General features: G+C 67.8%; 22 protein-coding genes and 2 pseudogenes. 20 read left to right on the top strand and 4 right to left on the bottom strand.

The annotated features are described in order from the left end of the window. Nucleotides 1-63 precede the first annotated feature (63 nt). From GKZ92_RS06620 to GKZ92_RS06680, 13 genes are all read left to right on the top strand, one after another. Complete coding sequence (locus tag GKZ92_RS06620; RefSeq protein ID WP_035755602.1) at nucleotides 64-1,719, top strand: AMP-binding protein; 1,656 nt, start codon at nucleotides 64-66, stop codon at nucleotides 1,717-1,719. Beyond that, nucleotides 1,716-3,683: an acetoacetate--CoA ligase gene (locus tag GKZ92_RS06625; RefSeq protein WP_035755603.1), complete on the top strand. Its 1,968-nt coding sequence runs from the start codon at nucleotides 1,716-1,718 to the stop codon at nucleotides 3,681-3,683. Before GKZ92_RS06620 ends, GKZ92_RS06625 begins: the two co-directional genes overlap by 4 nt. Nucleotides 3,684-3,896: 213 nt before the next feature. Beyond that, nucleotides 3,897-5,000, top strand: coding sequence for a DUF5336 domain-containing protein (locus GKZ92_RS06630; RefSeq protein WP_035755604.1), 1,104 nt, complete (start codon nucleotides 3,897-3,899; stop codon nucleotides 4,998-5,000). Nucleotides 5,001-5,146: 146 nt separating this feature from the next. Next, the gene (locus tag GKZ92_RS06635; protein ID WP_051406017.1) at nucleotides 5,147-6,742 is read left to right on the top strand and encodes a cell division protein PerM; all 1,596 of its coding nucleotides are present in this window, start codon (nucleotides 5,147-5,149) and stop codon (nucleotides 6,740-6,742) included. Nucleotides 6,743-6,787: 45 nt separating this feature from the next. Continuing rightward, entirely contained in the window at nucleotides 6,788-7,411 is a 624-nt protein-coding gene (gene purN / locus GKZ92_RS06640; RefSeq protein WP_035755607.1) for a phosphoribosylglycinamide formyltransferase, read from the top strand. After that, nucleotides 7,408-8,982: a bifunctional phosphoribosylaminoimidazolecarboxamide formyltransferase/IMP cyclohydrolase gene (gene purH, locus GKZ92_RS06645; protein WP_035755609.1), complete on the top strand. Its 1,575-nt coding sequence runs from the start codon at nucleotides 7,408-7,410 to the stop codon at nucleotides 8,980-8,982. The genes purN and purH overlap by 4 nt, the downstream gene beginning before the upstream one ends. Continuing rightward, nucleotides 8,969-9,712, top strand: a complete 744-nt coding sequence (locus GKZ92_RS06650) for a sulfite exporter TauE/SafE family protein (RefSeq protein WP_081474351.1) — start codon at nucleotides 8,969-8,971, stop codon at nucleotides 9,710-9,712. The genes purH and GKZ92_RS06650 overlap by 14 nt, the downstream gene beginning before the upstream one ends. 279 nt (nucleotides 9,713-9,991) lie before the next feature. Next, nucleotides 9,992-10,903: a TauD/TfdA dioxygenase family protein gene (locus GKZ92_RS06655; protein ID WP_051406014.1), complete on the top strand. Its 912-nt coding sequence runs from the start codon at nucleotides 9,992-9,994 to the stop codon at nucleotides 10,901-10,903. A gap of 154 nt (nucleotides 10,904-11,057) precedes the next feature. Continuing rightward, a complete protein-coding gene (locus tag GKZ92_RS06660) occupies nucleotides 11,058-11,441 on the top strand; it encodes an ArsR/SmtB family transcription factor (protein ID WP_006359681.1) in 384 nt (127 codons plus the stop codon). After that, nucleotides 11,438-11,932, top strand: a complete 495-nt coding sequence (locus GKZ92_RS06665) for an SRPBCC domain-containing protein (RefSeq protein WP_035755613.1) — start codon at nucleotides 11,438-11,440, stop codon at nucleotides 11,930-11,932. The genes GKZ92_RS06660 and GKZ92_RS06665 overlap by 4 nt, the downstream gene beginning before the upstream one ends. A 3-nt stretch (nucleotides 11,933-11,935) precedes the next feature. Continuing rightward, complete coding sequence (locus GKZ92_RS06670) at nucleotides 11,936-12,511, top strand: maleylpyruvate isomerase N-terminal domain-containing protein (protein ID WP_006359679.1); 576 nt, start codon at nucleotides 11,936-11,938, stop codon at nucleotides 12,509-12,511. 39 nt (nucleotides 12,512-12,550) lie between these two features. After that, nucleotides 12,551-13,996, top strand: coding sequence for a sigma 54-interacting transcriptional regulator (locus GKZ92_RS06675; protein WP_035755615.1), 1,446 nt, complete (start codon nucleotides 12,551-12,553; stop codon nucleotides 13,994-13,996). Between the two features lie 11 nt (nucleotides 13,997-14,007). Further along, entirely contained in the window at nucleotides 14,008-16,011 is a 2,004-nt protein-coding gene (locus tag GKZ92_RS06680; protein ID WP_035755617.1) for a vWA domain-containing protein, read from the top strand. Nucleotides 16,012-16,027: 16 nt separating this feature from the next. Here GKZ92_RS06680 and GKZ92_RS06685 read toward each other — a convergent pair whose 3' ends face one another. Beyond that, the gene (locus GKZ92_RS06685) at nucleotides 16,028-16,645 is read right to left on the bottom strand and encodes a hypothetical protein (protein ID WP_006359676.1); all 618 of its coding nucleotides are present in this window, start codon (nucleotides 16,643-16,645) and stop codon (nucleotides 16,028-16,030) included. Nucleotides 16,646-16,778: 133 nt separating this feature from the next. Between GKZ92_RS06685 and GKZ92_RS06690 the strand changes: the two genes are divergently transcribed. Continuing rightward, nucleotides 16,779-17,417, top strand: coding sequence for a DUF1707 SHOCT-like domain-containing protein (locus GKZ92_RS06690; RefSeq protein WP_006359675.1), 639 nt, complete (start codon nucleotides 16,779-16,781; stop codon nucleotides 17,415-17,417). A gap of 27 nt (nucleotides 17,418-17,444) precedes the next feature. Here GKZ92_RS06690 and GKZ92_RS06695 read toward each other — a convergent pair whose 3' ends face one another. After that, a complete protein-coding gene (locus GKZ92_RS06695; protein ID WP_035755619.1) occupies nucleotides 17,445-18,380 on the bottom strand; it encodes an AEC family transporter in 936 nt (311 codons plus the stop codon). Between the two features lie 61 nt (nucleotides 18,381-18,441). Here GKZ92_RS06695 and GKZ92_RS06700 point away from each other — a divergent pair, with 61 nt between their 5' ends. The 4 genes from GKZ92_RS06700 (at nucleotide 18,442) to GKZ92_RS06715 (ending at nucleotide 21,447) form a co-directional block, all read left to right on the top strand. After that, entirely contained in the window at nucleotides 18,442-19,179 is a 738-nt protein-coding gene (locus tag GKZ92_RS06700) for a DUF4190 domain-containing protein (RefSeq protein ID WP_035755621.1), read from the top strand. A gap of 147 nt (nucleotides 19,180-19,326) precedes the next feature. Beyond that, nucleotides 19,327-20,361, top strand: coding sequence for a DUF4190 domain-containing protein (locus GKZ92_RS23705; protein ID WP_006359672.1), 1,035 nt, complete (start codon nucleotides 19,327-19,329; stop codon nucleotides 20,359-20,361). A gap of 179 nt (nucleotides 20,362-20,540) precedes the next feature. Beyond that, entirely contained in the window at nucleotides 20,541-20,714 is a 174-nt protein-coding gene (rpmF, locus tag GKZ92_RS06710) for a 50S ribosomal protein L32 (protein ID WP_005193867.1), read from the top strand. Nucleotides 20,715-20,838: 124 nt separating this feature from the next. Further along, nucleotides 20,839-21,447: a trimeric intracellular cation channel family protein gene (locus tag GKZ92_RS06715; RefSeq protein ID WP_040004240.1), complete on the top strand. Its 609-nt coding sequence runs from the start codon at nucleotides 20,839-20,841 to the stop codon at nucleotides 21,445-21,447. Between the two features lie 57 nt (nucleotides 21,448-21,504). On the opposite strand, the pseudogene GKZ92_RS06720 reads toward GKZ92_RS06715, so the two are convergent. Both GKZ92_RS06720 and GKZ92_RS06725 read right to left on the bottom strand, forming a co-directional pair. After that, nucleotides 21,505-22,447: pseudogene (locus tag GKZ92_RS06720) on the bottom strand (hypothetical protein). A gap of 121 nt (nucleotides 22,448-22,568) precedes the next feature. Then, nucleotides 22,569-23,337: pseudogene (locus GKZ92_RS06725) on the bottom strand (SDR family oxidoreductase). 188 nt (nucleotides 23,338-23,525) lie between these two features. Here GKZ92_RS06725 and GKZ92_RS06730 point away from each other — a divergent pair. Further along, nucleotides 23,526-24,449, top strand: a complete 924-nt coding sequence (locus GKZ92_RS06730) for an AurF N-oxygenase family protein (protein WP_155225125.1) — start codon at nucleotides 23,526-23,528, stop codon at nucleotides 24,447-24,449. Then, entirely contained in the window at nucleotides 24,449-26,065 is a 1,617-nt protein-coding gene (locus GKZ92_RS06735; RefSeq protein WP_155225126.1) for a 4Fe-4S binding protein, read from the top strand. Before GKZ92_RS06730 ends, GKZ92_RS06735 begins: the two co-directional genes overlap by 1 nt. The last annotated feature ends 12 nt before the right edge of the window (nucleotides 26,066-26,077 follow it).

The following is a 26,077-nucleotide window of genomic DNA, read 5'->3' on the forward strand; positions in this document are numbered from 1 at the left end:
GCGCCAAAACGCTTTCCGACACCCCTCGTTCCCCCGACACCACCGAGAGACCGGAGCCCGCTCATGAGCAATGACGCTCACCCCCAGAACCTCGCCCACACCCACGGGCCGCAGAGTCCTGCTCTGCTGACGGACACCATCGGCGTGACCCTGGCGCGGACCGTCGAGAAGTACGCCGATCGCGTCGCGCTCATCGACGCCCCCTCGGGGCGTCGGTGGACCTACGTCGAGTTCCACCGCGACGTGCGGGCGCTGGCCGCGGGTCTGCTGCGGTCGGACGTGAAGAAGGGGGATCGGGTCGGACTGTGGGCGCCCAACCGCTTCGAGTGGGTGCTCGTCCAGTACGCCACCGCCGAGATCGGCGCGATCCTGGTCAACCTCAACCCCGCCTACCGGCAGAACGAGGTCTCCTACGCCCTGAAACAGTCCGGCACGAGCGTCGTCCTCGCGGCCGAACGGTTCAAGGACTCCGGCTATGCGTCGATGCTGGCGGAGGCCCGTCCGGACTGTCCGGATCTGCGGGAGGTGGTGACGTTCGAGTCCGCGGCGTGGACCGAACTGACCGCGGCCCCGTCCGACGAGGAACTGGCACGGGTCGCCGAGATCGCCGCCTCGCTGTCCGCCGACGACCCGATCAACATTCAGTACACCTCGGGCACAACGGGATTCCCCAAGGGCGCGACTCTGTCGCATCGAAACATCGGCAACAACGGTTACCTCGTCGGTGAGCTGCTCGACTACACCGCTGACGACCGCATCTGCCTGCCGGTGCCGTTCTACCACTGCTTCGGCATGGTGATGGGCAACCTCGCCGCCACGAGTCACGGTGCGGCCATGGTGATCCCGGGTCCCGCCTTCGACCCGAAGGCCACGCTCGACGCGGTCGCCGAGTACCGCTGCACCAGCCTCTACGGCGTGCCGACGATGTTCATCGCCGAACTCGCACTGCTCGACGCCGCCCCGGACGGCTACGCACCCGACTTGTCGTCGCTGCGTACCGGCATCATGGCCGGCTCGCCGTGCCCGGAGCAGGTGATGCGTCAGGTGGTCGATCGGATGCACATGAGCGAGGTCTCGATCTGCTATGGCATGACCGAGACGTCGCCGGTGTCCACCCAGACCAGGGTCGACGACCCGCTCGAACTCCGGGTCACCACCGTGGGTCAGGTCGGTCCGCATCTCGAGATCAAGATCGTCGCACCCGGTACAGGGGAGACCCTCGGCCGCAACGAGACCGGCGAACTGTGCACGCGCGGTTACTCGGTGATGACCGGCTACTGGAACGATCCGGAGAAGACCGCCGAGGCCATCGACGCCGACGGGTGGATGCACACCGGCGACCTCGCCGAGATGGACGACGCCGGGTACGTGCGCATCACCGGCCGGATCAAGGACATGGTGATCCGTGGCGGCGAGAACATCTATCCGCGAGAGATCGAGGAATTCCTCTACACCCATCCCGACATCCTCGACGCCCAGGTGATCGGCGTCCCCGACGAGAAGTACGGCGAAGAACTGATGGCGTGGGTCCGGCTCCGCGATCACGCCACCGACCTCACGGTCGAGGACGTCCGAGCCTTCGCCGACGGCAAGATCGCTCGGCACAAGATCCCTCGATACGTCCACGTGGTGAAGGAATTCCCGATGACCGTCACCGGGAAGGTGCGCAAGGTCGCGATGCGCGAAGAGGCCACGCACATCCTGGAGGACCTGCGATGACCGGTGCCGCGATCGAGCGGTTCAGCCGGCACGTCGAGAACCGGTTCGGCACGGCCGCCGCGGATTACGACGAGCTGTGGGAGTGGTCGGTACGAGAGCCCGCGCAGTTCTGGCGAGCGGTGTGGGAGTTCTTCGACCTCGACGCCCTGGCCGCCGAACCCCTCGCCGAGGGTGACGCAGCCGTTCTCGCCGATCCGAGGATGCCCGGCGCCCAGTGGTTCCCGGGTGTCCGGTTGAACTACGTGAGCCAGATCCTGCGCCACGCCGACCTTCCGGGCGCCGCCGTCGTCGGACTCGACGAGGCCGGGGCACGGACCGAGATCGCCTGGTCGGAACTCCCCGGCCTGGTCGCCTCCCTGGCCGCGACGCTTCGGGCACAGGGGATCGGAACCGGCGATGTTGTCGCGGCCTACCTGCCCGACATCCCCGAGGCGGTCGTCGCCTTCCTCGCCACCGCCAGCCTCGGCGCCATCTGGTCGGGTTGCGGCCAGGACTATGCGCCGCAGGGCGCCGCGAGCCGGCTCGGGCAGCTCCGGCCGAAGATCCTGTTCAGCGCCGCGGGATACCGATACGGCGGCAAGGACATCGACAAGCGTTCGGACAGCGCCGAACTCGCGAGCCTGCTGCCGGAACTCGTCGCGCACATCACGATCGGCGGCGACGCGGGCGACCCGACGGCGGACAGCACGACGCGGATCGACTACGCCGACGCGCTCACCGCGGAGGCCGGCGACGCGGAACCTGTGCTCGTCGACTTCGACCATCCCCTCTGGGTGTTGTTCAGCTCGGGCACCACCGGCCGCCCGAAGGGCATCGTCCACGGGCACGGCGGCGTCGTCGTCGAGCACCTCAAAGCCGGTGCGCTCCACGGTGACCTGTCGTCGGACGACGTCTTCTTCTGGCAGACCGCGCTCAGCTGGATGATGTGGAACTACCAGGTCGCCGGTCTCCTCTGCGGGGCGCGGATCGTCTGTTACAGCGGTTCGCCGCTCTACCCCGACGCCGACAGGCTCTGGCAGATCGTCGCCGACGAGAAGGTCACCTACTTCGGCACCTCGCCCGGGCAGCTGCAGGCCTCGCGGAAGGCCGGGCTCGAACCGGGCCGCGACGACGACCTCGCTCCGCTTCGCGCCCTGGGCAGTACGGGTTCCTCGCTCGCCGCCGACCTGTTCACCTGGGTCGACGACCACGTGAAGCAGGGACTGCCGATCTCGTCGATCAGCGGCGGCACCGACATCGTGTCGGCCTTCGCCGGCGGATCGGTCGGGGTGCCGGTGGTACCCGGTGAGCTGTCGGTGCGCTATCTCGGTGTCGCGCTGGAGAGTTGGGCGCCGGACGGTACGCCCCTCGTCGGCGAGGTCGGCGAGCTGGTCGTCACCGCGCCGATGCCGTCGATGCCGGTGCACTTCTGGGACGATCGGGACGGCGCGCGTTACCGTTCCGCCTACTTCGACCACGAGTGGGAAGGGCCGACAGCGCATCCCGACGGGCCGGTGTGGCGTCACGGCGACTGGGTGACCGTGACCGAACGCGGTTCCCTGGTCATCCACGGCCGCAGCGATGCGACGTTGAACCGTCACGGAATCCGCATGGGATCAGCCGACATCTACGAGGTCGTGGAGGCGCTCGACGAGATCGCGGAGGCCTTCGTCCTCGGCGTGGACGGACCCGACGGCGCCTACTGGATGCCGCTGTTCGTCACCCTCGTCCCCGGTGCCGTCCTCGACGACGCCCTCACCGCGCGGATCGCCGCAGCGGTCCGCGACCGGTTGTCGAAACGCCATGTGCCCGATGAGGTGATCGAGGCCCCGGGTATCCCGCACACGCGCACCGGGAAGAAGCTCGAGGTTCCGGTCACGGCGATTCTGGCCGGCCGGTCGGAGGTCAACATCGATCCGAAGTCGGTGGACGATTATTCGCTTGTCGACTGGTACGCCGAACAGGGCCGAGCTCATCGCTGGTGACGGCTGTGCACGGCCGCACCACGGCATCGTCGCGCATGACCTAGCGTGGACGGTGTCGTCGACGGCAGGCGCCGAACGGTCCATGTGGCCCGCCGGTCACATGTACTACCGTGGGCCGGGTGTTGTGCCCGTCGGGGCGGTGACGGCCGAGGCTGTCATCACCGGCGCGCGACCTGAGCCAGATAACCCAGACGAGCCGACCAGGAGATCGCCATGACGTATCCAACGGGGGGCTACGGGCAGCAGCCCGAGTCCGGCCAGTCCCACGGCCAGTACGGCCAGCAGTACCCGCAGGGCGGCCAGCAGAGTTACGGCCAGAATCCGCAGCAGGGCTACGGACAGCAGTACGGCCAGAATCCGCAGCAGGGTTATGGCCAGCAGTACGGACAGCAGCAGGGCTACGAACAGCAGCAGGGTTACGGACAGCAGCAGTACGGCCAGCAGCAGGGCTACGGACAGTACGGCTACGGCCAGCAGCAGCCGGCGAAGCCGCCGAGCCAGGGTCTGCCCGCGATCACCCCGACGATCCTGGCCGGTGTCATCGGTCTGTTCGGTCTCGTCGTGCTGTTCTCCGGGTTCCTCGCCGCCGCACGGGCCTATGACTTCTCGGTGGAGCTGTTCCAGACGCCGTTCAACGCCCCGTACGCGCTCGTCGCCGTCGCCGGTGTCCTGGCGCTCATCTCGTTGATCCCGGGCGTCAAGGTCGCGGCGGCTCCGATCGTCGCAGCGCTGACCATTCCGGCCTTCCTGATCACGCTGTTCCTGTTCCTCAGCGTGGACAACAACGCCTCCGGCGCCATCGTCCTGCTGATCTTCTCGCTGCTGTCGGCGCTCCTCGCGATCGTGTGGCTGCTCGTCGAAGCCGACGTCGTCAAGGTGGCGCCCGCGCTCGCGGCCCCGTCATCGGCCACGGGACCGATCACGGCCGCGACGTCGGGCACCGAGGCCTCGGCGGGCCAGCAGGCCGCCGGACAGGGCCAGGCCCACGGCGACGCCCAGGCCACCGCCTATGGCGCAGGCAGCGGACAGTCGCAGTACGGCCAGCAGTCCTCGGCGAACTACGACCCGTCCGCGTACTCGCAGACGTCCGGCACCGGTCAGAGCGGTTACTCCAGCGCTCAGTCGGGTCAGGCGTCGGCGCCCGGTGAGTCCGGCTACGGCGCCTACAACCCCGGCCAGTACTCGGCGGGTGCCTCCGGCGGCGCGGGATCGGGTGGCGCATCCGCGAGTGCGTCCGAGTCGGAGGCCGGCCCGGCCGCCGACCACTCGACCACGGTCTTCCAGAAGCCCGAACCGCCCACCAGCAGCGGTAGCTAATCGAAGTATCTCCGGGGTGCCCCGCCGACACACGTCGGCGGGGCACCGTCGTCTCTCGGCACAGCGGTCGGTGACGTGAGACGCTTTCCGTCTCATCGCGGCGCGTCTCCGACGGCCCGGCGGCCGACCATGCCACGCTCATGACGATGCCCACCTTCAGGCCCGACTCGACCGCGGAGAACCTGGCGTCGCAGCTGCGTGCACTGCGACGATCCCGTCGTGCCCAGCGCAACGACGTCGAGGGGTCGGCCCGGCAGCTGGCCGTGGTCGCGTTCACCGTCCCCGCTCTCGCCCTGGTCACGCTCATCGTCGTGATGCTGACGGTGCTGCTGCTCGCGGGCAGCGGACTCACCGGCCTGCCCAGTGCGATCGCCTCGAGCTGGCTGGCGATCCACCAGGTGCCGGTCACCATCAGCGGGGTCACGATCGGTGTCCTGCCGCTGCTGCCGACCCTGGTCGTCGCGATCGGCACCGCCCGCCTCACGGCCCGCGCGATCGGCGGCAGCGGCCCCACGCAACGATCCGCGCACGATCTGTTCGACGTCGGAGCGGTGGTGTGCTCGGCGATCGTCGGCCCGTTGCTGATCACCGCGATGTCGCTGGCCATCGTGATGGACGGCGGATCGGTGCTGCCGGTGCAGACGCCCAACGCGCTGCTCGCCTTCGCCTACACGATCGGCATCCACGGCGGTGCGGCGCTGGCCGGGGTCACATGGGTACGACGGCACGACTTCGCGGCCCGGTGGGGGATGTCCTACGCCGACCGCCGCGGCTTCCGGTACGGCCTCGTCGCCGTGCTTGCCCTGGTGGTCGCGGGCGCGGTGCTGGTGTGTCTGCGCATGCTGATGCGGCACGGCGAGATCGGCGAGCTGATCGACACCGGCTACGACTTCGACGGTTTCCTCGGGCTCAGCCTGCTGTCGCTGATGTATCTGCCGAACCTGATGATCGGTGCGACCGCGATCCTCGTCGGTTCCGATGTCCAGATCGGCGCGATGACCGTCGACCTGTTCACCGTCCGCGGGGGAGCGGTGCCGCCCGTCCCCGCACTCGCGGTCCTACCCGACGGAACCGGTGCGGGCAGCTGGGGTTTCCTCGGCCTGATCGCCCCCGCCGCCGTCGCGGGCTTCGTGGGCTGGCGCTGCCGCGACCTCAATCCGGTCGCGCACGTGCGCTCGATCGGGGTCGCAGCCGCCGTTGCCGCCTCGGCGATGGCGATCCTGACCGCGGCCGCCGGCGGAACGCTGGGCGAATTCGGCGACGTCGCGGTCACCGTCTCCGCGGCCGGCGTGTTCACGCTCGGCTGGATCGCGGTGATCGGCATCCTCCTCGCGATCGTCTACGCCTTCCTGCCCTCGACCCGGGCCGCCCGCGCCGCGGTCGGGGACGAGTACTTCGACGACCTCGGCTTCGAGGACGAGTACGTCATCGTCGCCGACCTCGACGAGGACGACGAGTACGTCGAGTACACGGACGCGGAGGGTGAATACGAGGGCGCGTACGACGACGCGGCCTACGAGGACGGCGAGTACGAAGAGACCGTCTACGAGAAAGCCGACCACGAAGACTCGGGGTACGAAGACGCGGGGTACGAGGCCGACGGGTTCGTGCCTGCCGCCGGCGACGACACCGTGCCCTCGGCCAACCGGATCCCGGCCGAGGACGTCGACGACAGCGATCTCGTCGACGACGCCGACTACGACCTCTACCCGGGAACACCCGGTGCCGGCCGTCGGCGCTGAGACCCGCCGATTCCCGCTCGACGTGCTGCTATTAGGCTCCCAAGCGTGACATCGGAGACCGCGCCCGTACGAACACCCGTCGTGGTGATGGCGTCGGGTACCGGTTCTCTGCTCGAGTCGCTGCTCGCCCGCGCCGCCGCCGACGACGCCCCGTTCGCGGTCGCGGCCATCGTGGTCGATCGCGTCTGCCGGGCCCAGGAGATCGCGAATCGCAACGAGATCCCGCTGATCACCTGCCGCGTCGCCGACCACGCCGATCGTGCCGCGTGGGACTCCGCGCTCACCGAGGCGGTCGCCGCCGTCGATCCCGGCTGGGTGGTCACCGCGGGCTTCATGAAGATCCTGGGTCCCGCATTCCTCGAACGCTTCGGTGGACGGATCGTCAACAGCCACCCCGCGCTGCTGCCGGCATTCCCCGGCGCGCACGGTGTGCCCGAGGCACTCGACTACGGCGTCAAGGTCACCGGTGCGACCGTCCACCTCGTGGACGAAGGCGTCGACACCGGGCCGATCCTGGCGCAGCAGGTGGTCACGGTCGACGACGAAGACACCGTCGACACCTTGCACGAACGCATCAAGACGGTCGAGTGCGTGTTGCTCGCCGAAGTGGTGACCGCACTGGTCACCCGTGGAGTAGTCATCGATGGACGAAAGGCCCGCATCCCGTGAACGCACAGCCCGCTGACAGCGCCCGCCGACCCATCCGGCGCGCGCTGGTGAGTGTCTACGACAAGAGCGGCCTGGCCGATCTCGCGACCGCACTCCAGGCCGCCGGTGTGGAGATCGTCTCGACGGGATCGACCGCCAAGACCATCGCCGACGCCGGTGTCCCGGTCGTGGAGGTGTCGACGCTGACCGGCTTCCCCGAGTGCCTCGACGGCCGGGTCAAGACCCTCCACCCCAAGGTGCACGCCGGGATCCTCGCCGACACCCGCAAGGACGACCATGTCGCGCAGCTCGCCGAATTGGGCGTCGCCGCATTCGATCTCGTCGTCGTGAACCTCTACCCGTTCACCGCGACCGTCGCCTCGGGCGCGACCCCCGACGAGTGCATCGAGCAGATCGACATCGGTGGCCCGTCGATGGTGCGCGGCGCGGCGAAGAACCACCCGTCGGTGGCCGTCGTGACGAGCCCCGGTGACTACGGACAGGTGACCGAGGCGATCTCGGCCGGCGGGTTCACCCTCGCCGACCGGAAGAAGCTGGCCGCCAAGGCATTCCGCCACACCGCCGACTACGACGTGGCCGTCGCCTCGTGGATGTCGAGTGTCGTCGCACCCGAGGACGATTCGCAGTTCCCGATCTGGGCCGGTGCCACCTGGAACCGTTCGGCCGTCCTGCGTTACGGCGAGAACCCGCACCAGGCGGCCGCTCTCTACGTCGGCAACGCCGGGGAAGGTGGCCTCGCCACCGCCGAGCAGTTGCACGGCAAGGAGATGAGCTACAACAACTACACCGATGCCGACGCCGCCTGGCGCGCCGCCTACGACTTCGAGGCCCCGGCGGTCGCGATCATCAAGCACGCCAACCCGTGTGGCATCGCGGTCGGCGCCGACATCGCCGAGGCGCACCGCAAGGCCCACGCCTGCGACCCGGTCAGCGCCTACGGTGGCGTGATCGCCGCGAACCGCGAGCTCACCGTCGAGATGGCCGAGCAGGTCGCCGAGATCTTCACCGAGGTCGTCGTCGCGCCGGGCTTCGCCGACGGCGCCCTCTCGGTCCTCACCCGCAAGAAGAACATCCGCGTGCTGGTCGCGACACCGCCGTCGGCCACCGGGGTCGAGACCAAGCCGGTCTCGGGTGGTCTGCTGATCCAGCAGCGCGACGTCATCGACGCCGAGGGCGACAACCCGGACAACTGGAATCTCGTCGCCGGCCCGCCGGCCGACGCCCAGACCCTCGCGGACCTCGAATTCGCCTGGCGCGCCTGCCGTTCGGTGAAGTCGAACGCCATCCTGCTCGCCTCCGACGGCGCCTCGGTCGGCGTCGGCATGGGCCAGGTCAACCGTGTCGACTCCGCTCACCTCGCCGTCCAGCGTGCCGGCGATCGCGCGGCCGGGTCCGTCGGGGCGTCGGATGCCTTCTTCCCGTTCCCGGACGGTCTGCAGGTGCTGCTGTCCGCGGGCGTCAAGGCGGTCGTGCAGCCGGGCGGTTCGATCCGCGACAACGAGGTCATCGAGGCGGCCGACGAGGCGGGCGTGACGCTCTACCTCACCGGGGCACGCCATTTCGCTCACTGATCTCGCACTACTGGTCGTCGCCGGTTTCGGCGCGGGCCTGATCGGATACATCACCGGGCTGGCGTCCATCGTCAGCTATCCCGCACTTCTCGCGGTCGGTCTCACCCCGATCGCGGCGAACGTGACCAACACGGTCGCACTCGTCGCGGTCGGGGTGGGCAGCACCGCCCAGTCGGGGAAGGCCTTGCTCGACGGCGACCGTCGTCGCCTCGTCATCGGGCTGATCGCCGCCCTGATCGGCGGGACCCTCGGTGCGGTACTGCTTCTCCTGACGCCCGCCGAGGCCTTCGAGGCGTTGGTCCCGTTCCTGGTGGCCATCGCGGCCATAGCGCTTCTCGTACAACCGGTTCTGCGACGATGGGCGACCTCGCATGCCGAGCGTCCCTGGATCTTCGTCGTCGGCCTGACGCTGATCTGCATCTACGGCGGCTATTTCGGCGCCGGCGCAGGCATCATGATCCTGGCTCTGATGCTGGTGGTCACCAGCGAGCCGCTCTGGCGCGCTGCACTGTCGAAGTCGGTGTTCCTCGGAGTCGCCAACGCGGTCGCCGCGGTCGGCTTCATGATCTTCGGCCCCGTCGACTGGTGGGCGGCCCTCGCGATGGCGATCGGGTGCCTGCTCGGCGGCTGGTGCGGCCCGCCGGTCGTCAAACGCCTGCCCGCCGGCCCGCTGCGGATCGTCGTCGGGTTGTGTGGTCTCGGCCTCGCGGTGTGGCTCGCGGTCGGCTGAGGATCGTGTCGGTGCCGCGGGGTGTTTTCCTCACCCTGGGCCGAACCCTGTCCGAGCGGGTGACGGGGGATTAGAAAGTACGGGTGTCCGTTTTCGAACCGTCCGCCCCGCACCACGACTGCTCGTCGAGCATGTCGTGTACCGGGCCGGCGGACGGAACGGAGTCGATGCGTCTGATGACGGTCCACTCGATGAACTGGTCCGACGGATCTCACCACGGATCCCCGCCGGCGGCTGTTGCCCCTCGCGACCACCAGTCATCTTCGAGAAGGAACCGTCATGACCATCTCCCATCCCGCTTCTGACGTCCGCCGCACCACTGCTCCCGCTGCCGGCATCGTCTCCTCGGGCGTCGAACTCGACGTCGACGAGTTCGGGCCCAGCTTCGGTGCCGAGATCCGCGGTCTCGACGTCGCCACCGCGTCGGACGACGAGGTGCGGGCCGTCCGTCAGGCGCTGATCGACTACAAGGTCATCGTGCTGCGGAATCAGCAGCTCGACGACGCGTCGCACATCGAGTTCGGAAATCGGCTGGGCGACCTCACCTTCGGGCATCCGGTGTGGGACAGCGGGGACGTGCCGGACGAGGTCTATGAACTCGACAGTGCCGACAACGGATTCGCCGATGTGTGGCACACCGACGTGACGTTCATGCCGCGTCCGCCGATGGGTTCGATCCTGCGCCCGGTCGTGTTGCCGCGCAACGGCGGTGACACCAACTGGGCCGACGCCGAACTCGCGTATCAGTCGCTGTCCGAGCCGATCCGACGCCTCGTCGACGGGCTGACCGCCGTGCACGACGGCAGCCGCGAGTTCGGCTACTACCTCAAGCAGCGTCGCAACGGACGCGGAAACAACTGGGACGGCAGGGAAGTCACCGAACTCGTGCCGGTCAGCCATCCGGTGGTGCGGGTGCATCCCGAAACCGGCCGCAAGTCGCTGTTCGTCAACCCGGGCTTCACCTCTCACATCGAGGGAGTGTCGGAGGCCGAGAGCCGCGGCATTCTCGACCTGCTCTACGCGCACATCACCAAGCCCGAGCACATCGTCCGGCACCGCTGGCGCCTCGGCGACCTGGTGCTGTGGGACAACCGCAACACCCTGCACTACGCCAACCGCGACTATGGCGACAACCGCCGGGTCATGCACCGCATCACGCTGCGCGGTGACGCGCCGGTCGGGCCTGCCTGAGCCGACACGAGCCGAGATCCGTATGACGTTGCGCCCGGCTACCGGGCACAACGTCATACGGATCTTCTTTAGCCGCGTATTCAACCAAGGGGTTGACAAAGCGCGCGGACAGGCGCATCGTCGTATTCAACCAAACGGTTTAGGAGGGTGCGGAATGGCCGACGAGCTGTCCAAGGTGTTCGCCGCACTCGCGGACCCCACCCGACGCGACATGGTCGCGCGACTGGCGGTGTCCGACGCGACGGTCTCCCAGCTCGCGGAGCCGTACGACGTCAGCATCCAGGCGGTCTCCAAGCATCTGAAGGTGCTCGAGGACGCCGGTCTGGTGTCCCGAACCCGGGAGGCCCAGACACGTCCGGTCCATCTGGAAGCAGAGGTGTTCGACCTCATGACCAAGTGGATCGAGCGATACCGGCAGCGGGCGGAGGAGCGTTACCAGCGCCTCGACGCACTGCTCGCGGAGATGAACGACGGCCCCGAGGCGGAACGTCCCCGAGTCGAGAACGACAACACCACAAGGAGAGGAAAGGCATCATGAGCACCACCGCAACCCGTTATCCCGAAGCCGCCATCGAGGCCGACAGGGAAGTCCCGGCCATCCGGATCACCCGAGACTTCCGTGGCACGCCCGCCCAACTCATGAAAGCGCACACCGATCCCGAACTGTTCGTCCGCTGGAACGGTCCGGACTCTGTCGCCAACCGCATCGTCGAATGGGACGTCCGCGACGGCGGCAGCTGGCACTACATCTCCACGCATGAGGGGCAGGAGCATGGATTCCGCGGCTGCTTCCACACCGTGGGCGAGGACAAGATCGTGCAGACCTTCACCTGGCTGGGAATGCCCGACCAGGTGTCGCTGGAGACACTCTGGTTCGAGGACCTGGGTGACGGAACGACGCGCCTGCACGCCGAATCCCTATGCAACAGCTTCGAAGCACGCGACGGCTGGTTGTCGTCGGGCATGGAGGTCGGCGTCAACGAGGGGTACGCCGGCATCGACAAGCTGCTCGAGTCGGGCGAGATCTGACCCATGTCGTTGACCGAACTCGATCCCGCCGCCCGGCATCGGGAGGTCGCAGCCGGATTCGCCGACGCGATCGCCGTCGTCGCCGACTGGGACGCCCCCACACCGGTCGACGGGTGGGCCGCACGTGATGTCGTCGCCCACCTCGTCGACTGGTTCACCGGATTCCTCGACGCCGGCGGCGTGCGGTTGCCGGGTGGGCCCGGAGTTGCGGACGATCCTGCGAGAGCGTGGTCGGCGCATGCGGCAGCCGTGCAGGACCTGCTCGACGGCCCGTCGGCGCAGGAGACCTTCACCCATCCGATGGCGGGGGAGCACCGCCTCGCCGACGCGGTCGACCGGTTCTACACCGCGGACGTGTACATGCACTCCTGGGATCTCGCCCGGTCGCAGGGCGTCACCCCGGGCCTCGATCCCGACTACGCCAGGGTGTTGCTCGAGGGGATGATCCCCATCGACGAGCTGCTGCGGAGCTCGGGACAGTACGGGCCCGCGGTCGAGGTGCCGGCCGACGCCGACGCCGTCAGCCGCCTGATGGGCTTCGTCGGCCGCGACCCGGCCTGGTCGCCGGGTACTGCCTGAACCCCTACGGCACGCACGCACATCACAACTCGGAGTAGCGTGGATCACGTGCCAGAGGACAATTTCACCACCCATGGTTCTCAGTCGACCGAAACCCGCCACCCGTCACCCCGCACCCTGGGTGAACTGCGTGCCAGCGGCCACGTGCAGCGCAGCGTGCGCGACGAGATCCGCAACAACCTGCTGACCGCCCTCCGCGAGGGCCGCGACCCCTGGCCGGGGATCGTCGGCTTCGAGGCCACCGTCATCCCGCAGCTCGAACGCGCACTCATCGCCGGCCACGACGTCGTGATGCTCGGCGAGCGCGGCCAGGGTAAGACTCGCATCCTGCGCACCCTCGTCGGACTCCTCGACGAGTGGACGCCGGTGATCGCCGGATCGGAACTGGGCGAGCACCCGTACGAGCCGATCACCCCGGCGTCGATCCGCAAGGCCGCCAACCTGCTCGACGATCTGCCCATCGAGTGGCGTCACCGTTCGCAGCGGTACAGCGAGAAGCTGGCCACCCCCGACACATCGGTGGCCGACCTCGTCGGCGACATCGATCCGATGAAGGTGGCCGAGGGGCGCAGCCTCGGCGATCCGGAAACCATCCACTTCGGACTCATCCCGCGCGCGCATCGCGGCATCGTCGCGATCAACGAGCTCCCGGATCTCGCCGAGCGCATTCAGGTGTCGATGCTCAACGTCATGGAGGAGCGTGACATCCAGGTCCGCGGTTACACGCTGCGGCTGCCGCTCGACGTGCTCGTGATGGCGAGCGCGAACCCGGAGGACTACACCAACCGCGGTCGCATCATCACCCCGCTGAAGGACCGCTTCGGCGCCGAGATCCGCACGCACTACCCGCTCGAACTCGACGACGAGGTTGCCGTCATCGAGCAGGAGGCCGACCTCACCGCGAGTGTCCCGACCTTCATCACCGAGATCCTGGCACGCTTCACCCGTTACGCCCGCGACCATCCGTCCATCGACCAGCGGTCGGGCGTCTCCGCACGCTTCTCGATCGCCGCCGCCGAAACCGTTGCCGCCGCGGCACTTCACCGCGCCGCGGTCACCGGTGAGGACCAGGCGGTCGCGCGGGTCGTCGATCTCGAGTCGGTGGTCGAGGTGTTGCGCGGCAAGATCGAGTTCGAGTCCGGCGAGGAGGGACGCGAGCTGGAGATCCTCGAGCACCTCATGCGCAAGTCCGTCGCCGACACCGTGCGGGCACATCTCGGCGGGATCGACCTGGCAGCGCTCGTCGAGGCGCTGGAGAACGGTGAACCGGTCGTGACCGGCGACCGTGTCCGGGCCGGCGACTTCCTGGGTTCGATTCCGTCGCCGGAGACCACGGGCGCCGTGCTCGACGCGATCGCGGAGCGTCTGGACGCCGACATCGAGGGCGAGCGGGCGAGTGCCGTCGAACTGGCACTCGAGGGTCTGTTCCTGGCGCGTCGGATCGGCAAGGAAGCCGACGAGGCCGGCCAGACCATCTACGGCTGAGGGAGAACACATTGGCGCGCAAGAGCTTCCATCGTTCGCGCTACCAGCGGTACAGCGGCGGGCCCGATCCGCTCGCCCCGCCGGTGGATCTGCGTGAGGCGCTGGAGACGATCGGCGACGACGTCATGGCCGGTGCGTCGCCGCAGCGTGCCCTCCGGGAGTTGCTGCGTCGTGGCACCCCGAACATGCGCGGCCTCGACAAGCTCCGGGAACAGGTCAACCGGCGTCGGCAGGAACTGCTGAAGAAGCGCAACCTCGACGGCACGTTCGCCGAGATCCGCGAGCTGCTCGACCGCGCTGTCCTCGAAGAGCGCAAGCAACTCGCCCGCGACCTCGACGACGACGCGCGCTTCGCGGAGATGCAGATCGGCAGCCTCCCGCCGTCGACCGCGCAGGCCGTCGAAGAGCTGTCGGAATACAACTGGCGCAGCCCGCAGGCCCGGGAGGACTACGAGAAGATCAAGGACCTCCTCGGCCGCGAGCTGTTGGACCAGCGGTTCGCCGGCATGAAGGAGGCCCTCGAAGGTGCCACCGAGGCCGACCGGCAACGGGTCTCGGACATGCTCAAAGACCTCAACGAGTTGCTCGAGGCGCACAACCGTGGCGAGGACACCTCGGACAAGTTCGACGAGTTCATGGACTCCCACGGGGACTTCTTCCCGGAGAACCCGCGCAACACCGAGGAACTCATCGACTCACTGGCGCAACGCGCCGCGGCCGCCCAGCAGTTCTACAACTCGCTGACCCCGGAGCAGCGGGCCGAACTGGATCAGCTGGCGCAGCAGGCCTTCGGTTCGCCGGACCTGATGAGTCAACTCGCGCAGATGGATTCGCAATTGCGTGCGGCGCGACCGGGGCTCGACTGGGACGACGCGCAGTCGTTCTCGGGTGACCAGCCGATGGGACTCGGGGAGGGCGCCGCGGCGCTCCGTGACATCTCGGAACTCGAAGCGTTGTCCGAGCAGCTGTCCCAGCAGTACGCCGGGGCCCAGATGGACGACATCGACCTCGATGCACTTGCCCGCCAACTCGGCGACGAGGCGGCCGTCGACGCCCGGATGCTCGCCGAGCTCGAGAAGGCGTTGTCGGAGCAGGGGTTCTTCGATCGCACCGCCGACGGTCAGCTCCGGCTGAGTCCCAAAGCGATGCGTCAGCTCGGGCAGTCGATCTTCCGCGACATCGCCGAGCAACTGTCCGGGCGTCGTGGCGACCGCCAGACCCGGCAGACCGGGCTCCTCGGCGAACCCACCGGGGCCAGCCGCGAATGGGAGTTCGGCGACACCGACCCGTGGGACGTCACCCGCACGGTGTCGAATGCGGTGTTGCGCAACGTCTCCGAGACCACCGAACCGTCGCTGGCGACGTCGGAGATGGCGCGCTCAGGTGTGCGGATCGATGTGCGCGACGTCGAGGTGGCCGAGACGGAGAGCCGCACCCAGGCGGCGGTCGTACTCCTCGTCGACACGTCGTTCTCCATGGAGATGGAGGGTCGCTGGACGCCGATGAAACGCACTGCGATCGCGTTGAACCACCTGATCTCCACCCGGTTCCGCAGCGACGAACTCCATCTCATCGCCTTCGGTCGCTACGCGCGGTCCATCGACATCGCCGAACTGACCGGACTGCAACCGCGCATGGAGCAGGGCACCAACCTGCACCACGCGCTGCTGCTCGCACAGCGACACCTGCGTCGCTTCCCGAACGCACAGCCGGTGGTCTTGGTGGTCACCGACGGCGAACCCACCGCCCACCTCGACCCCAGCGGCGAACCGTTCTTCTTCTATCCGCCGCACCCGCAGACGATCGCATTGACGGTGCGCGAACTCGACCATGTGGCCCGGCTCGGCGCACAGGTCACCTTCTTCCGTCTCGGTGAGGACCCCGGCCTGGCCCACTTCATGGATCAGATCGCCCGCCGGATCGGTGGTCGCGTGGTCGCCCCCGATGTCGACGGCCTCGGTGCCGCGGTGGTCGGTGACTACCTGAAGTCGCGGAAGGGTCGTCGACGCGGCTGAAGAGTCGAGCGCCGGATCAGACGGTGCGCGGCTTCCGTCCGGCGATGGCCCACAACACGATTCCGATCAACAGCAGGACTGCGCCGAAGCCGCCGCCGAAGACGGCGAGGAGAACTCCGCCTACGCCGCTGAAGATCCCGCCGAGGTCGATGGATGCGACCACCACGCGGTCGCTGCAGGTGAAGGAGTATGTCCCGGACTCCTTCACCCCGAAGGACTCGAAGGACCTCACCTGGGTGCCGTCGTAGGTGAACTCGGTGGTCACCCCCGATTCGCGCTCCAGGGCCGCGGGACCGGTGATCTCGCAGGAGGGGTCGCCGGCCGACGACTCCGGGGTGAAGAGCGCGAAGGTGTCTCCGGCGGCGTAGTTCTGCTCGCCGGTCGGGTCGACGACGAAGGCCTGTTCCGCCTGGTCGACCACCTGGCTGATCCCGCCGACGGCGAGTGCGATGCCGATCGCCAGCGAGGCCACGAGGACGACGATGCCGACGGCGGTGAGGATCTTGCCCCAGAGCCGCATTCCGCTGCGGTCCTTGGGCGGTGTGGGCGGTGGATAGCCGCCGGGCGCGCCGTATGGGCCCGACTGATAGGGGTTGCCAGGGCCGTACTGGCCGGGATCGTAGGGCTGGCCCATGGGTCGCCTCCAGGGGGTAGGGGTGAATGGATTATGCCCCTCCGCGCGTCGGTCGGTGGGCTGATCGTCGGGGTCGACTCAGGGTGGAAATCAGGGTGGTCGGACTGCGGAGTGGCCACTAGGGTTTCCAGATGTGACCTCCTCCGGCGATCTGCCCGTACCCGACGATCGACGGGCGCGTCTGCGTGCCGCCGACGCCGATCGGGAACTGGTACACGAAATCCTGTCCGCAGCCATGGCCCACGGCAGCCTCTCGCTCGTCGAGTACGAGGAGCGTGCGGGAAAAGCGGTGAGGGCCAAGACTTTCGGTGACCTGGACGAGTTGACCGACGACCTCCCGGTCGCGCAGCTCGGCGTGGCGATGCCGGCGGCGACGATGTCACCCGGCCCGCGGGTGACCGGCGGGAGCTCCGACGCCGCGGTGCGACATCGACTGGCGATCATGTCCGGCAGCGAGCTGTCGGGGACGGCGGTGGTCGCCGACGCCCTCACCGCCACCGCGATCATGGGCGGTGTCGAGATCGACCTGCGCGAGGTCGAGTTCACCGCACCCGTTCTCACTGTCGAGTGCGTCGTGATCATGGGTGGCGTCGAGATCAAGGTGCCCGAGGGGGTGACCGTCGAGGTCGGCGGACTGGGGATCATGGGCGGTTTCGGCGGCAAGTCGCAGAAGTCGCCGCGCCCGGGCGCACCTGTCGTGCGCGTGACCGGGTTCGCACTGATGGGCGGCGTCGAGGTGAAGGTCGTTCCGCGCGAGCACCCGGACGAGTGACGGTGCCCGGCCGGCGCGCCGCCGGGCTCAGGCCAGCAGCAGTGCGATGACGGCGATCGTCGGGATCGAGGCGAGCGTGGTGATCAGAGCGGTGTCCCGGGCGATGATCTGTCCCCGCCGGTAGCGGGTGGCGTAGACGAGGACGTTCTGGGCCGTGGGAAGCGCGGCGATCACGACCTGGGCGAACAGCGCCTGACCGGTCTGACCGAACCCCCAGCGCGCGATCACGTACACGGTCAGCGGCATCGCGACCATCTTCAACACCGCGGCGAGCGCGATGTCGCGGCGCGGACTCTCGCCCTTCTTGAACACCTGGACGCCGGTGAGCGACATACCGAAGGCCAGCAGCGCCGCCGGCACCGACGCGTCGCCGAGCATCTTCAGCGGCGACATCACGGCCGCCGGTGGCATCAGCCCGAGCACCGACACGATCAGTCCGGCGATCCCGCCGACGACGATCGGGTTGGTCATCGGAGCGATCAGGGAATTGCGGACGAGGGAACGGCCGGCAGTGGGCTCGAGGGCGGTGAGGTCGAGTGTCACCAATGCGATCGGCGACAGGATGAGGATCTGGAACATCAGCAGCGGCGCGATGAACGACGCGTCGTCGAGGACGAAGATCGCGATCGGCAGGCCGAGGTTGACGCTGTTCACATACGACGCCGCGAGCGACCCGATGACGAGTTCTGGCACGGGGCGTCGTAGCCACAGTTTGGCGATGACGAGATAGACGCCCGCCATGAGAAACGCGCTGCCGCCGGCGATGACCAGCGTCGAGGAGAAGATCACCGACAGGTCCGAGGTGACCAGCGAATGGAACAGCAGTGCCGGAGTGAAGACGAAGAACACCAGGCGGGACAGGACCTCATGCGCGTGGTCGCCGAGTACGTGCGTCCGACCGAGCAGATAACCGACCCCGACTACTATGAAGATCACCGTGAAGCCGGAGATGACGCCAGACACCGCTCGAGTCTATTCATTAGGGTGATGAACGGATTTATCGGATCGAACGAGGGGGTTACGGATGTCATATCCACCAGGACAGGGATCGGGCCAGGGCCAGGACGACTGGGGGACGGTGCCGAGCTCCGGTTCCTCGGGAGGACCGCAGTCCGGGGGATCGGGTCCGAACCTCAGCAAGGGTGATCAGGGGCAGAGCTCCCCGGACTATGCGCCGACCGAGTTCGCGCAGACCTACCAGCCGGGACCCTCATCTGATCCCCAGGGGCAGAATCCTTACGGACAGAACCCCTATGGTCAGAACCCGTATGAGCAGAACCCGTACGGCCAGCCCCAGGGGCAGGACCCGTACAACCCGAATCCGTACGGTCAGCCGCCGGGCGCGAACTACGGCCAGTACGGCGATCCGTACCAGGCCGGCCAGGCACCCGCTTACGGGTCGGCCGCCTACGGCACCCAGAATCCTTATGGCGCTGCGCCTTACGGCGGGTACGGCTACGGGGCTCCGCAGACGTCCACCAACGGCAAGGCGATCGGCGCGCTGATCTGCGGCATCGTCGCTCTGGTGATGCTCGCCGCCTGCTTCCCGCTGGCGTTGCCGCTCGGCATTGCCGGCGTCGTCCTCGGGTTCATGGCTCGACGCGAGGTCGAGCAGTCGGCAGGTAACCAGACCGGCACGGGCATGGGTCTGGCCGGGATCATCACCGGCGGGTTGGGAATCCTGGGTGCGGTCATCGCCACCGTGCTGATCATCATCCTGATCGCAGCCGGCAACTCGATGGACTCGGTCTACTACTACTGAACGAATTTCGGGCCGATCTGAGCCTGCGATCGTCGACTTCTGGCCAGTTCGAGGCTCTTTCTCACTACTCTGTGACCTGCGCAGGCATGGCGCCGCGCACGAACGATCCTCGCGCCGCGACGACGCACGGCTTGTGAAAGGCATCTGATGTCGAACCCGACCGGAGGCGGGGATCCACAGGATCCGTCCTCCACACCCCAGTCCCAGTCGGATCAGGTGCCGCCGGGTTCGGCACCCGATCCGAACCAGTCTCCGTACGAGCCGACGCAGAAGGTGTCGCGGGCGGAACTCCTCGGTCAGGCCGACGACGACACCGGTTCGGGGGAGACCACCGAGCCGGTGCAGTCGACCCCGGGCACGACCACGCCGTTGACCTCCACCCCGGGCGCCGGTCCGGAGGGCACCGAGGTCGCGCAGTCGCACAGCCCGGCCGACGGTGTCACCCGCGTCATCAGTACCGCGGGGGCACCGGGCCAGACGCCTCCGCCCGTGCCTCCGGCTCCGCCCGCGTCCAACTCGCCGCAGGCCCCGCCCGGCCCGGCGCCGTCGGGGTACGACTCGACGCGCGTCATCTCGACGCGGCCGCCGGGTGGGCCTGTCGGGCCCGGTGGTGGACCTGCCGGACCAGGTGGCCCCCCGCAGCCGGGGTACGGCCCACCGCCGGGATATGCCCAGCAGGGTCACGGACAACCCGGCCCGCCGCCCGGGTACGGCGGGCCTGGTCCGTCGGGGTATGGGCAGCCGGGCTTCGGACAGCCGGGGCAGCCGGCACCCGGACCGCAGGGCCGGCCTGGATACGGTCCGCCGCCGGGTTACCAGTCGTACGGGCAGCAATCACACGCCCAGCAGGCACACGGGCAGTCGCCGGCGGGCGACCAGCACGCCGTCGACAATTTCCACGGTGAGAGTCAGGCCGACGAGACCCCGAAGACCAACACCCTCGCGGTGGCGGCGCTGGTCGCCTCACTGCTCGGTCTGGTGTGCATCGGCATCGGCGGCCTGATCGGACTCGTACTCGGCCTGGTGGCGCGCAAGCAGATCGCGGCGTCGGGCGGCAAGCAGACCGGCGACGGACTCGCGCTGACGGCCATCATCATCGGCCTGTTCATCATCGTCGTCTGGGTGGCGTACTGGCTGGTGGTGCTGCTCACCGGCGTCGAAAGTCCCTGGTCATACTTCTGACGCGGACCTGCGAGCTGTTGGCGTCGACCACCATTTTGGAGCTGGGCGGTCTCGCCAGGTAGTCTGGTCGGGTTGTGTGCCGCGCCCGCGGGGGCCGATTGGCGCACTGACTCGGGTCGATCGGTGACGCTCTGCGTTGCCAGCGGCCACGCAGACCACAGTAGGAGAAGGGCTCAACCATGGCTGTACCGAAGCGCCGGATGTCGCGGGCGAACACCCGTAGCCGTCGTTCGCAGTGGAAGGCGGAAAACCCGGCACTGCAGGAAGAAAAGGTCAACGGCGTCCCCGTGCGGATTCCGCGTCGACTCGTGAAGGCCGCTCGCGCGGGCATCATCGATCTGGATCGTCGCTAGCCTTTCCGGTTGCCGCCTCGGCACCGCGAATTTCACATGGACGGCCGTCCCCGTTTACCGGGGGCGGCCATTCGTGTGTGTGGTCCGGCCGCCCTGGTCGTCCCCGTCGTGACAGGAGTGGAAGGTGCTTCTCGACATCTTGAACTTCGCGGGTGTCGCGGTGTTCGCGGCCTCGGGTGCGATGGTCGGTGTCCGCAAGGACTTCGACATGTGGGGCATCGTGACCGTCGGGGTGCTCACCGGCGCCGGAGGCGGCGTTCTGCGGGACGTGCTGCTCGGCATCACCCCACCCTCGTCGATCGAGAACTTCGGCAATGTGCTGACCGGCACGATCGCCAGCCTGCTCGTCTTCGCCTTTCATCCCGCCTTCACCAAGCTCCGCCGGTCGATCCTCGTCCTCGACGCCTTCGGCATGGGTCTGTTCGCCGCGACCGGGGCGTCGATCGCCGTCGAAGTGGGTGCCAGTGCGTTCGCCGCCACCGCAGTCGGGCTGCTGACCGCGGTCGGCGGAGGCGTCCTACGTGATGTGATCTCCAACGAGATCCCGCTCCTCCTCCAGCCCGCCGACCTCTACGCGGTTCCCGCACTGTTGGGTGCCACGGTGGTCGCCGTCGGGTCGTACCACACTCCGGTCCCGGACTGGGTCTGGCTGATCGTCGGATCGATCCTCGCCACCGGGTTGCGTCTGCTCGGCCTGAAGTTCGGCTGGCGACTCCCGACCGCGCGCCGCTGACCCCGCCCGCAAACCCACCCCTTTTCCGTAAACGCGCCCGATCCGCGACGGGTGGGTTTACGGAATAGGGGTGGGGCTGTCAGCGTCAGGCGAGGGCAGTGCCTTCTTGAGCATCGCGTGGAAACGGGATTTGTCGGCCAGATCCTGCCACGTCCCACCGAATGACGGTGTAACCCTCTGCACGCAAACGGTCCTCACGGATCTTCTCGTCGACGACCGTCTTCCACGCGGGCTTGTCGCCGATCGTGCCGTTGTACTTGACCATGCCGTCGAACTCGCCGACGACCCTGTCGGCCAGCAGGAAGTCGACGCGCGCGATCAACGTGCCGCGGTCGTCGAAGAGTTCGACCTGCTGCCGCGGCACAGGTAGGTCGGGTGACTCGAGCATCACTGCGCGACTGAGGGACTCGCCGACACTCTCGGACAGTGCGTTCGCATGCGGCAACATGCGGCGCAACATCTCGACGCCCTTGAACCCTCGACACGAATCGAGGATTCGGTGCATCCGTTCGACGTCGGCGTCACGTCGCAGTGCGGCGTCGAGGACGACGAGCGCCTGGCGGCTGGTTCCGAGTCTGGCGACGTCGCACGCTGTGCGCTCGATGCTCGTCACGGTGGCCCCGTCGACGACCCCGACGTCCTGCGGCTCGACGTCGGCCTGATGCTTGACGATGCTCTTGGTTCGTTTCCCGACCTTCGGCGACGTCACATGAACCTGCGACAGATCCGGCCAGAGCATCGGCAACCTGTGCATGGCAGCGGCGGAGACGTGGCTGAACAGACGGCCCGGGCGTCCCGCGTTCGCGGCGGCGATGACGGTCAGCCGGTGCTTCTCGACGGCGTCGAGATCGTCGACCGTTGCGAAGTCGGCCATCGCACCCGGCCAGAGGCGATAGAGGGCTTTGCCTTCGACCCTGCGCTGCAACTGTTCGTCGGTGATGTGGGTGCCGACGGTTTCTCTGCGAAGGATCAGGCCGTGTCGATCGGTGGGCAGGTCCATACCAATCAGACGCACGAGCGCACGCTGCGGACCCACCCTCCGACAAAGCCACCCCTTTTCCGTAAACGCGCCCAGACCGCGCCGGGTGGGTTTACGGAAAAGGGGTGGGTTTGCAGGGTGGCTACTGCGCGATGAACTTGTTGACGGTTCGGTTCAGGAAGTTCGGGATGAACTTCGCGGCGTTGCCGAGGAAGAGGGTCTGCGCGCCGACGGAGTAGCTGGTGCGGTGCAGGAGCTTGTCCTGGCGGGTGGGGTGCACGGACTCCCAGACCTTGTCGGCGACCTGCTCGGGGGTGATACGGATGCCAAGGGTTTGTTGGACTTGGAGCCGCCGGTGGCCAGGGCGGTCTTGGCCCACAGAGGCCAGATGCTGACGGCGCGGATGTCGTCGTGCTCCCACTCGAGTTCCAGGGCCTCGGTGAATCCGCCGACGAAGAACTTGGTGGCCGAGTAGACGGCGATGCCCGGCTGGCCGTAGATCGCCGACGCCGATGCGATGTTCACCAGGTGTGCACCCGGGGTCTTCTTCAGGTACGGGTAGGCGGCCTGCGCGCCGAGGCGACGCCGAGTGCGTCGATGTCGATCTGGCGCTTGATCTGCTCGGGCGTGATGGCGTCGATCTTGCCCTCGTGCAGGATTCCGGCGTTGTTGTCGAGGACGTCGAGCTTGCCACCGGTGTGGGAGGTGAACTCAGCGAGAGCGTCGGCCCACTGTTCCGGTTCGCGGACGTCGAGGGTGCCGGTGATCCAGTCGGGGTGGTCGGCCTTCACCTTCGCGAGGGCGTCGACATCGACGTCGTATACGCCGACCGTCCAGCCCTCGCGGTCGAAGCGTTCGGCGGTGGCGAGGCCGATCCCGGCCGCCCCGCCGGTGATGAAGATGGATGACATGCGAACCCCCATGGTTGATCGTGACGGCATCGACGGCGCTGACCTGCGACAACCGTTTCAGGCGCCGAACTTACTCGTCAGTATATTCATCGATTCGTTTACTGGGTCACGCCGCGGTGCTATCTTGACAACACACATTGTCATTACATCGATCATTGTCATGGTCGACGACCGGAAGGCGAGTTCGCATGACTGCCGCGATGGAACGAACCGAGAACGTCATCAGCATGCGTGACCAGGGCACCGAGGAGGTTTCCGCACGTCTCCTGGCGTCGGCTGCCCGTCTGTCCCGGAATGCGATGACCGAGATCGACTGGTCCCAGCCGATGGACCCGACGAAGTACGGGTGCAGCCCCGAGTGGTCGTCGCTGTACGGCACCGACTACTGGGACGAACTGACCGAGGAGCAGCGGATCTCGGTCACCCGCCACGAGTTCGCCTCGATCATGAACATCGGGATCTGGTTCGAGATGATCCTGCAGGAAATGGTCATCCGCGATCAGTACCTCGGCGACTACCACGGCTCCGAGTTCCAGTTCGCACTCACCGAGGTCGCCGACGAATGCCGGCACTCGCTGATGTTCGCCAAGGCCTCGGAGAAGATGGTCGGTACCTCCTACCGGCCGTCGAAGAAGGTCGCCCGCCTCGGCAAGATCTTCATGCAGACCGCGAAGAACGAGGTCTCCTACGCCGGAATCCTTGTCGCCGAAGAAGTCCTGGACGTCTTCCAGCGCGGCTGCATGCGCGACGACCGCGTGCTCGACTTCATCCGCACGGTCAACGAGATCCACGTCCTCGAGGAATCGCGCCACATGAAGTTCGCGCGTGAAGAGGTGAGGGACTCGCTGGAGGGCGTGAGCTGGGCACGACGCCAGTTCAGCGCTCTGGCGGTCTCCATCGGCGCGTACTACATCGTCACGAGTCTGGTGCAGCGCAAGGCATTTGCCGACGCAGGCCTCGACGCCGACCGTGCCGCCCGCGAGATGCGGCACAACTCGCACTTCCACTCGATGATCCGCTCGAGTTGCGTTCACCTCATGGAGTTCCTCGACGAGGTCGGACTGCTCACCAAGCCCGCCATGCGGTACTACCGGAAAGCGCACATGCTCTGATGTTCGTCATCACCCAATCATGTTGCAGTGACGCGGCATGCGTGTCCGTATGCCCGGTGAACTGCATTCACCCCACCCCTGAGGAACGCGGCTTCGGCAGCTCCGACATCCTGCACATCGATCCGGAGGCGTGCATCGACTGCGGAGCCTGCGCCGATGCGTGCCCGGTCGACGCGATCTACCCGGCGGACAAGCTCGGCGCGCGCGACAAGGTGTTCATCGACATCAACGCCGATTACTACAAGCGCAACCCCGACGTCCGGTCCGGATGGGTCGCTCCGGCCGACGACGAGGCGGCGGGCGTCACCTACCCGGATATCCCGAAACTGCCTGCCGGCCTACGGGTTGCGCTGGTCGGGACCGGGCCGTCGGGCGGCTACGCGCTACGGACACTGCTCGACCGGACCGAGGCGACCGTCACCGTCATCGACAAGCTGCCGACTCCGGGCGGACTGGTCCGCGCCGGTGTGGCACCGGATCACCCCGGCACCAAGGGTGTGCTCCGCGGATTCGACCTCCTCTACCGCGACCCACGCGTCACCATGCTGACCAATGTGTCGGTCGGTGACGGCCCGGACGAGATCACCCCGGCCGAACTGGCCGAGCATTTCGACGCCGTGTTCTACGCCGTGGGCGCCAGCGAGTCTCGTCGCCTGGGTATTCCGGGCGAGGATCTGCCTGGTTCGACGTCGGCCACTGATCTGGTGGCCTGGTACAACGGCGTGCCCGGTGTCGACGAGGGGCCGCCGTTGCGCCGGGGAACCGCCGACGATCCGGCAACCGGGCGCGCGGTCGTCGTCGGCACGGGTAATGTCGCGCTCGACGTCGCACGCATCCTCGTGTCGCCGCCGGAGTTGCTGGCCACCACCGACATCGCCGATCGTGCGCTCGAGATCTTGCGCGAACAGAACGTCCACGAGGTGGTGCTGCTCGGTCGTCGCGACCAGGCCGCCGCGGCGTACACCGCAGCGGAATACCGTGCGCTGTCGGAGATCCCGGGTGTCGAGGTCGAGGTGTTCGACGGTGTCGACGGGCACGTACCGTCGTTGTGCGAACCCGCGGACCCGTCGCGACGTCGAATCGTCTTCCTGTTCCACAGCACACCGGAGGAGATCGTCGGCAACCCGCAGGTGAAGGCGGTGACCGTCCGGACCGGCGAGGGCCGGCACCACGTCGCCGCCGACCTCGTCGTGCGCTCCATCGGATACCGATCGACCCCGATCCCGGGTCTGGCCTTCGACGACGAGCGCGGCATCTTCCGCAACGCCGACGGCCGACTCGTCGACGAGTCGGGCGAGGTCGTCCCCGGTGGTTACGTACTGGGCTGGGCCAAGCGCGGACCGAGTGGCGGGATCGGCGCAAACAAGAAGTGCGCCACCGAAACCGTGGAGGACTTCATCGCCGACGCCGCGTCGGGTCGTCTGCAGCGCACCCAGCGCAGCAAGGGTGAGTTCACCGCCTTGGTGCGCAAGCGCGTGCGGACCGTCATCGGCTACCGCGGCATGCGCGCCATCGACCGCCGTGAACGCCGCCGCGGCGTCGAGCAGGGTCGTCCTCGCGTGAAGTTCACCCAGGTCGCCGACATGGTCGGTGCTGCCGGCTGGCGAAAGGCCTGAGCGCCGTTCCCT

It is taken from the genome of Gordonia sp. 135 (genome assembly GCF_009720185.1).
Classification (GTDB): Bacteria; Actinomycetota; Actinomycetes; order Mycobacteriales; family Mycobacteriaceae; genus Gordonia; species Gordonia alkanivorans.

What these genes read in the sequence shown, in the direction of transcription:
- GKZ92_RS06620 (WP_035755602.1), top strand. Translation starts at nt 64, where the DNA reads ATGAGCAATGACGCTCACCCCCAGAACCTCGCCCACACCCACGGGCCG.
- GKZ92_RS06625 (WP_035755603.1), top strand. Translation starts at nt 1,716, where the DNA reads ATGACCGGTGCCGCGATCGAGCGGTTCAGCCGGCACGTCGAGAACCGG.
- GKZ92_RS06630 (WP_035755604.1), top strand. Translation starts at nt 3,897, where the DNA reads ATGACGTATCCAACGGGGGGCTACGGGCAGCAGCCCGAGTCCGGCCAG.
- GKZ92_RS06635 (WP_051406017.1), top strand. Translation starts at nt 5,147, where the DNA reads ATGCCCACCTTCAGGCCCGACTCGACCGCGGAGAACCTGGCGTCGCAG.
- GKZ92_RS06655 (WP_051406014.1), top strand. Translation starts at nt 9,992, where the DNA reads ATGACCATCTCCCATCCCGCTTCTGACGTCCGCCGCACCACTGCTCCC.
- GKZ92_RS06660 (WP_006359681.1), top strand. Translation starts at nt 11,058, where the DNA reads ATGGCCGACGAGCTGTCCAAGGTGTTCGCCGCACTCGCGGACCCCACC.
- GKZ92_RS06665 (WP_035755613.1), top strand. Translation starts at nt 11,438, where the DNA reads ATGAGCACCACCGCAACCCGTTATCCCGAAGCCGCCATCGAGGCCGAC.
- GKZ92_RS06670 (WP_006359679.1), top strand. Translation starts at nt 11,936, where the DNA reads ATGTCGTTGACCGAACTCGATCCCGCCGCCCGGCATCGGGAGGTCGCA.
- GKZ92_RS06685 (WP_006359676.1), bottom strand. Translation starts at nt 16,645, where the DNA reads ATGGGCCAGCCCTACGATCCCGGCCAGTACGGCCCTGGCAACCCCTAT.
- GKZ92_RS06700 (WP_035755621.1), top strand. Translation starts at nt 18,442, where the DNA reads ATGTCATATCCACCAGGACAGGGATCGGGCCAGGGCCAGGACGACTGG.
- GKZ92_RS23705 (WP_006359672.1), top strand. Translation starts at nt 19,327, where the DNA reads ATGTCGAACCCGACCGGAGGCGGGGATCCACAGGATCCGTCCTCCACA.
- rpmF (WP_005193867.1), top strand. Translation starts at nt 20,541, where the DNA reads ATGGCTGTACCGAAGCGCCGGATGTCGCGGGCGAACACCCGTAGCCGT.
- GKZ92_RS06730 (WP_155225125.1), top strand. Translation starts at nt 23,526, where the DNA reads ATGACTGCCGCGATGGAACGAACCGAGAACGTCATCAGCATGCGTGAC.
- GKZ92_RS06735 (WP_155225126.1), top strand. Translation starts at nt 24,449, where the DNA reads ATGTTCGTCATCACCCAATCATGTTGCAGTGACGCGGCATGCGTGTCC.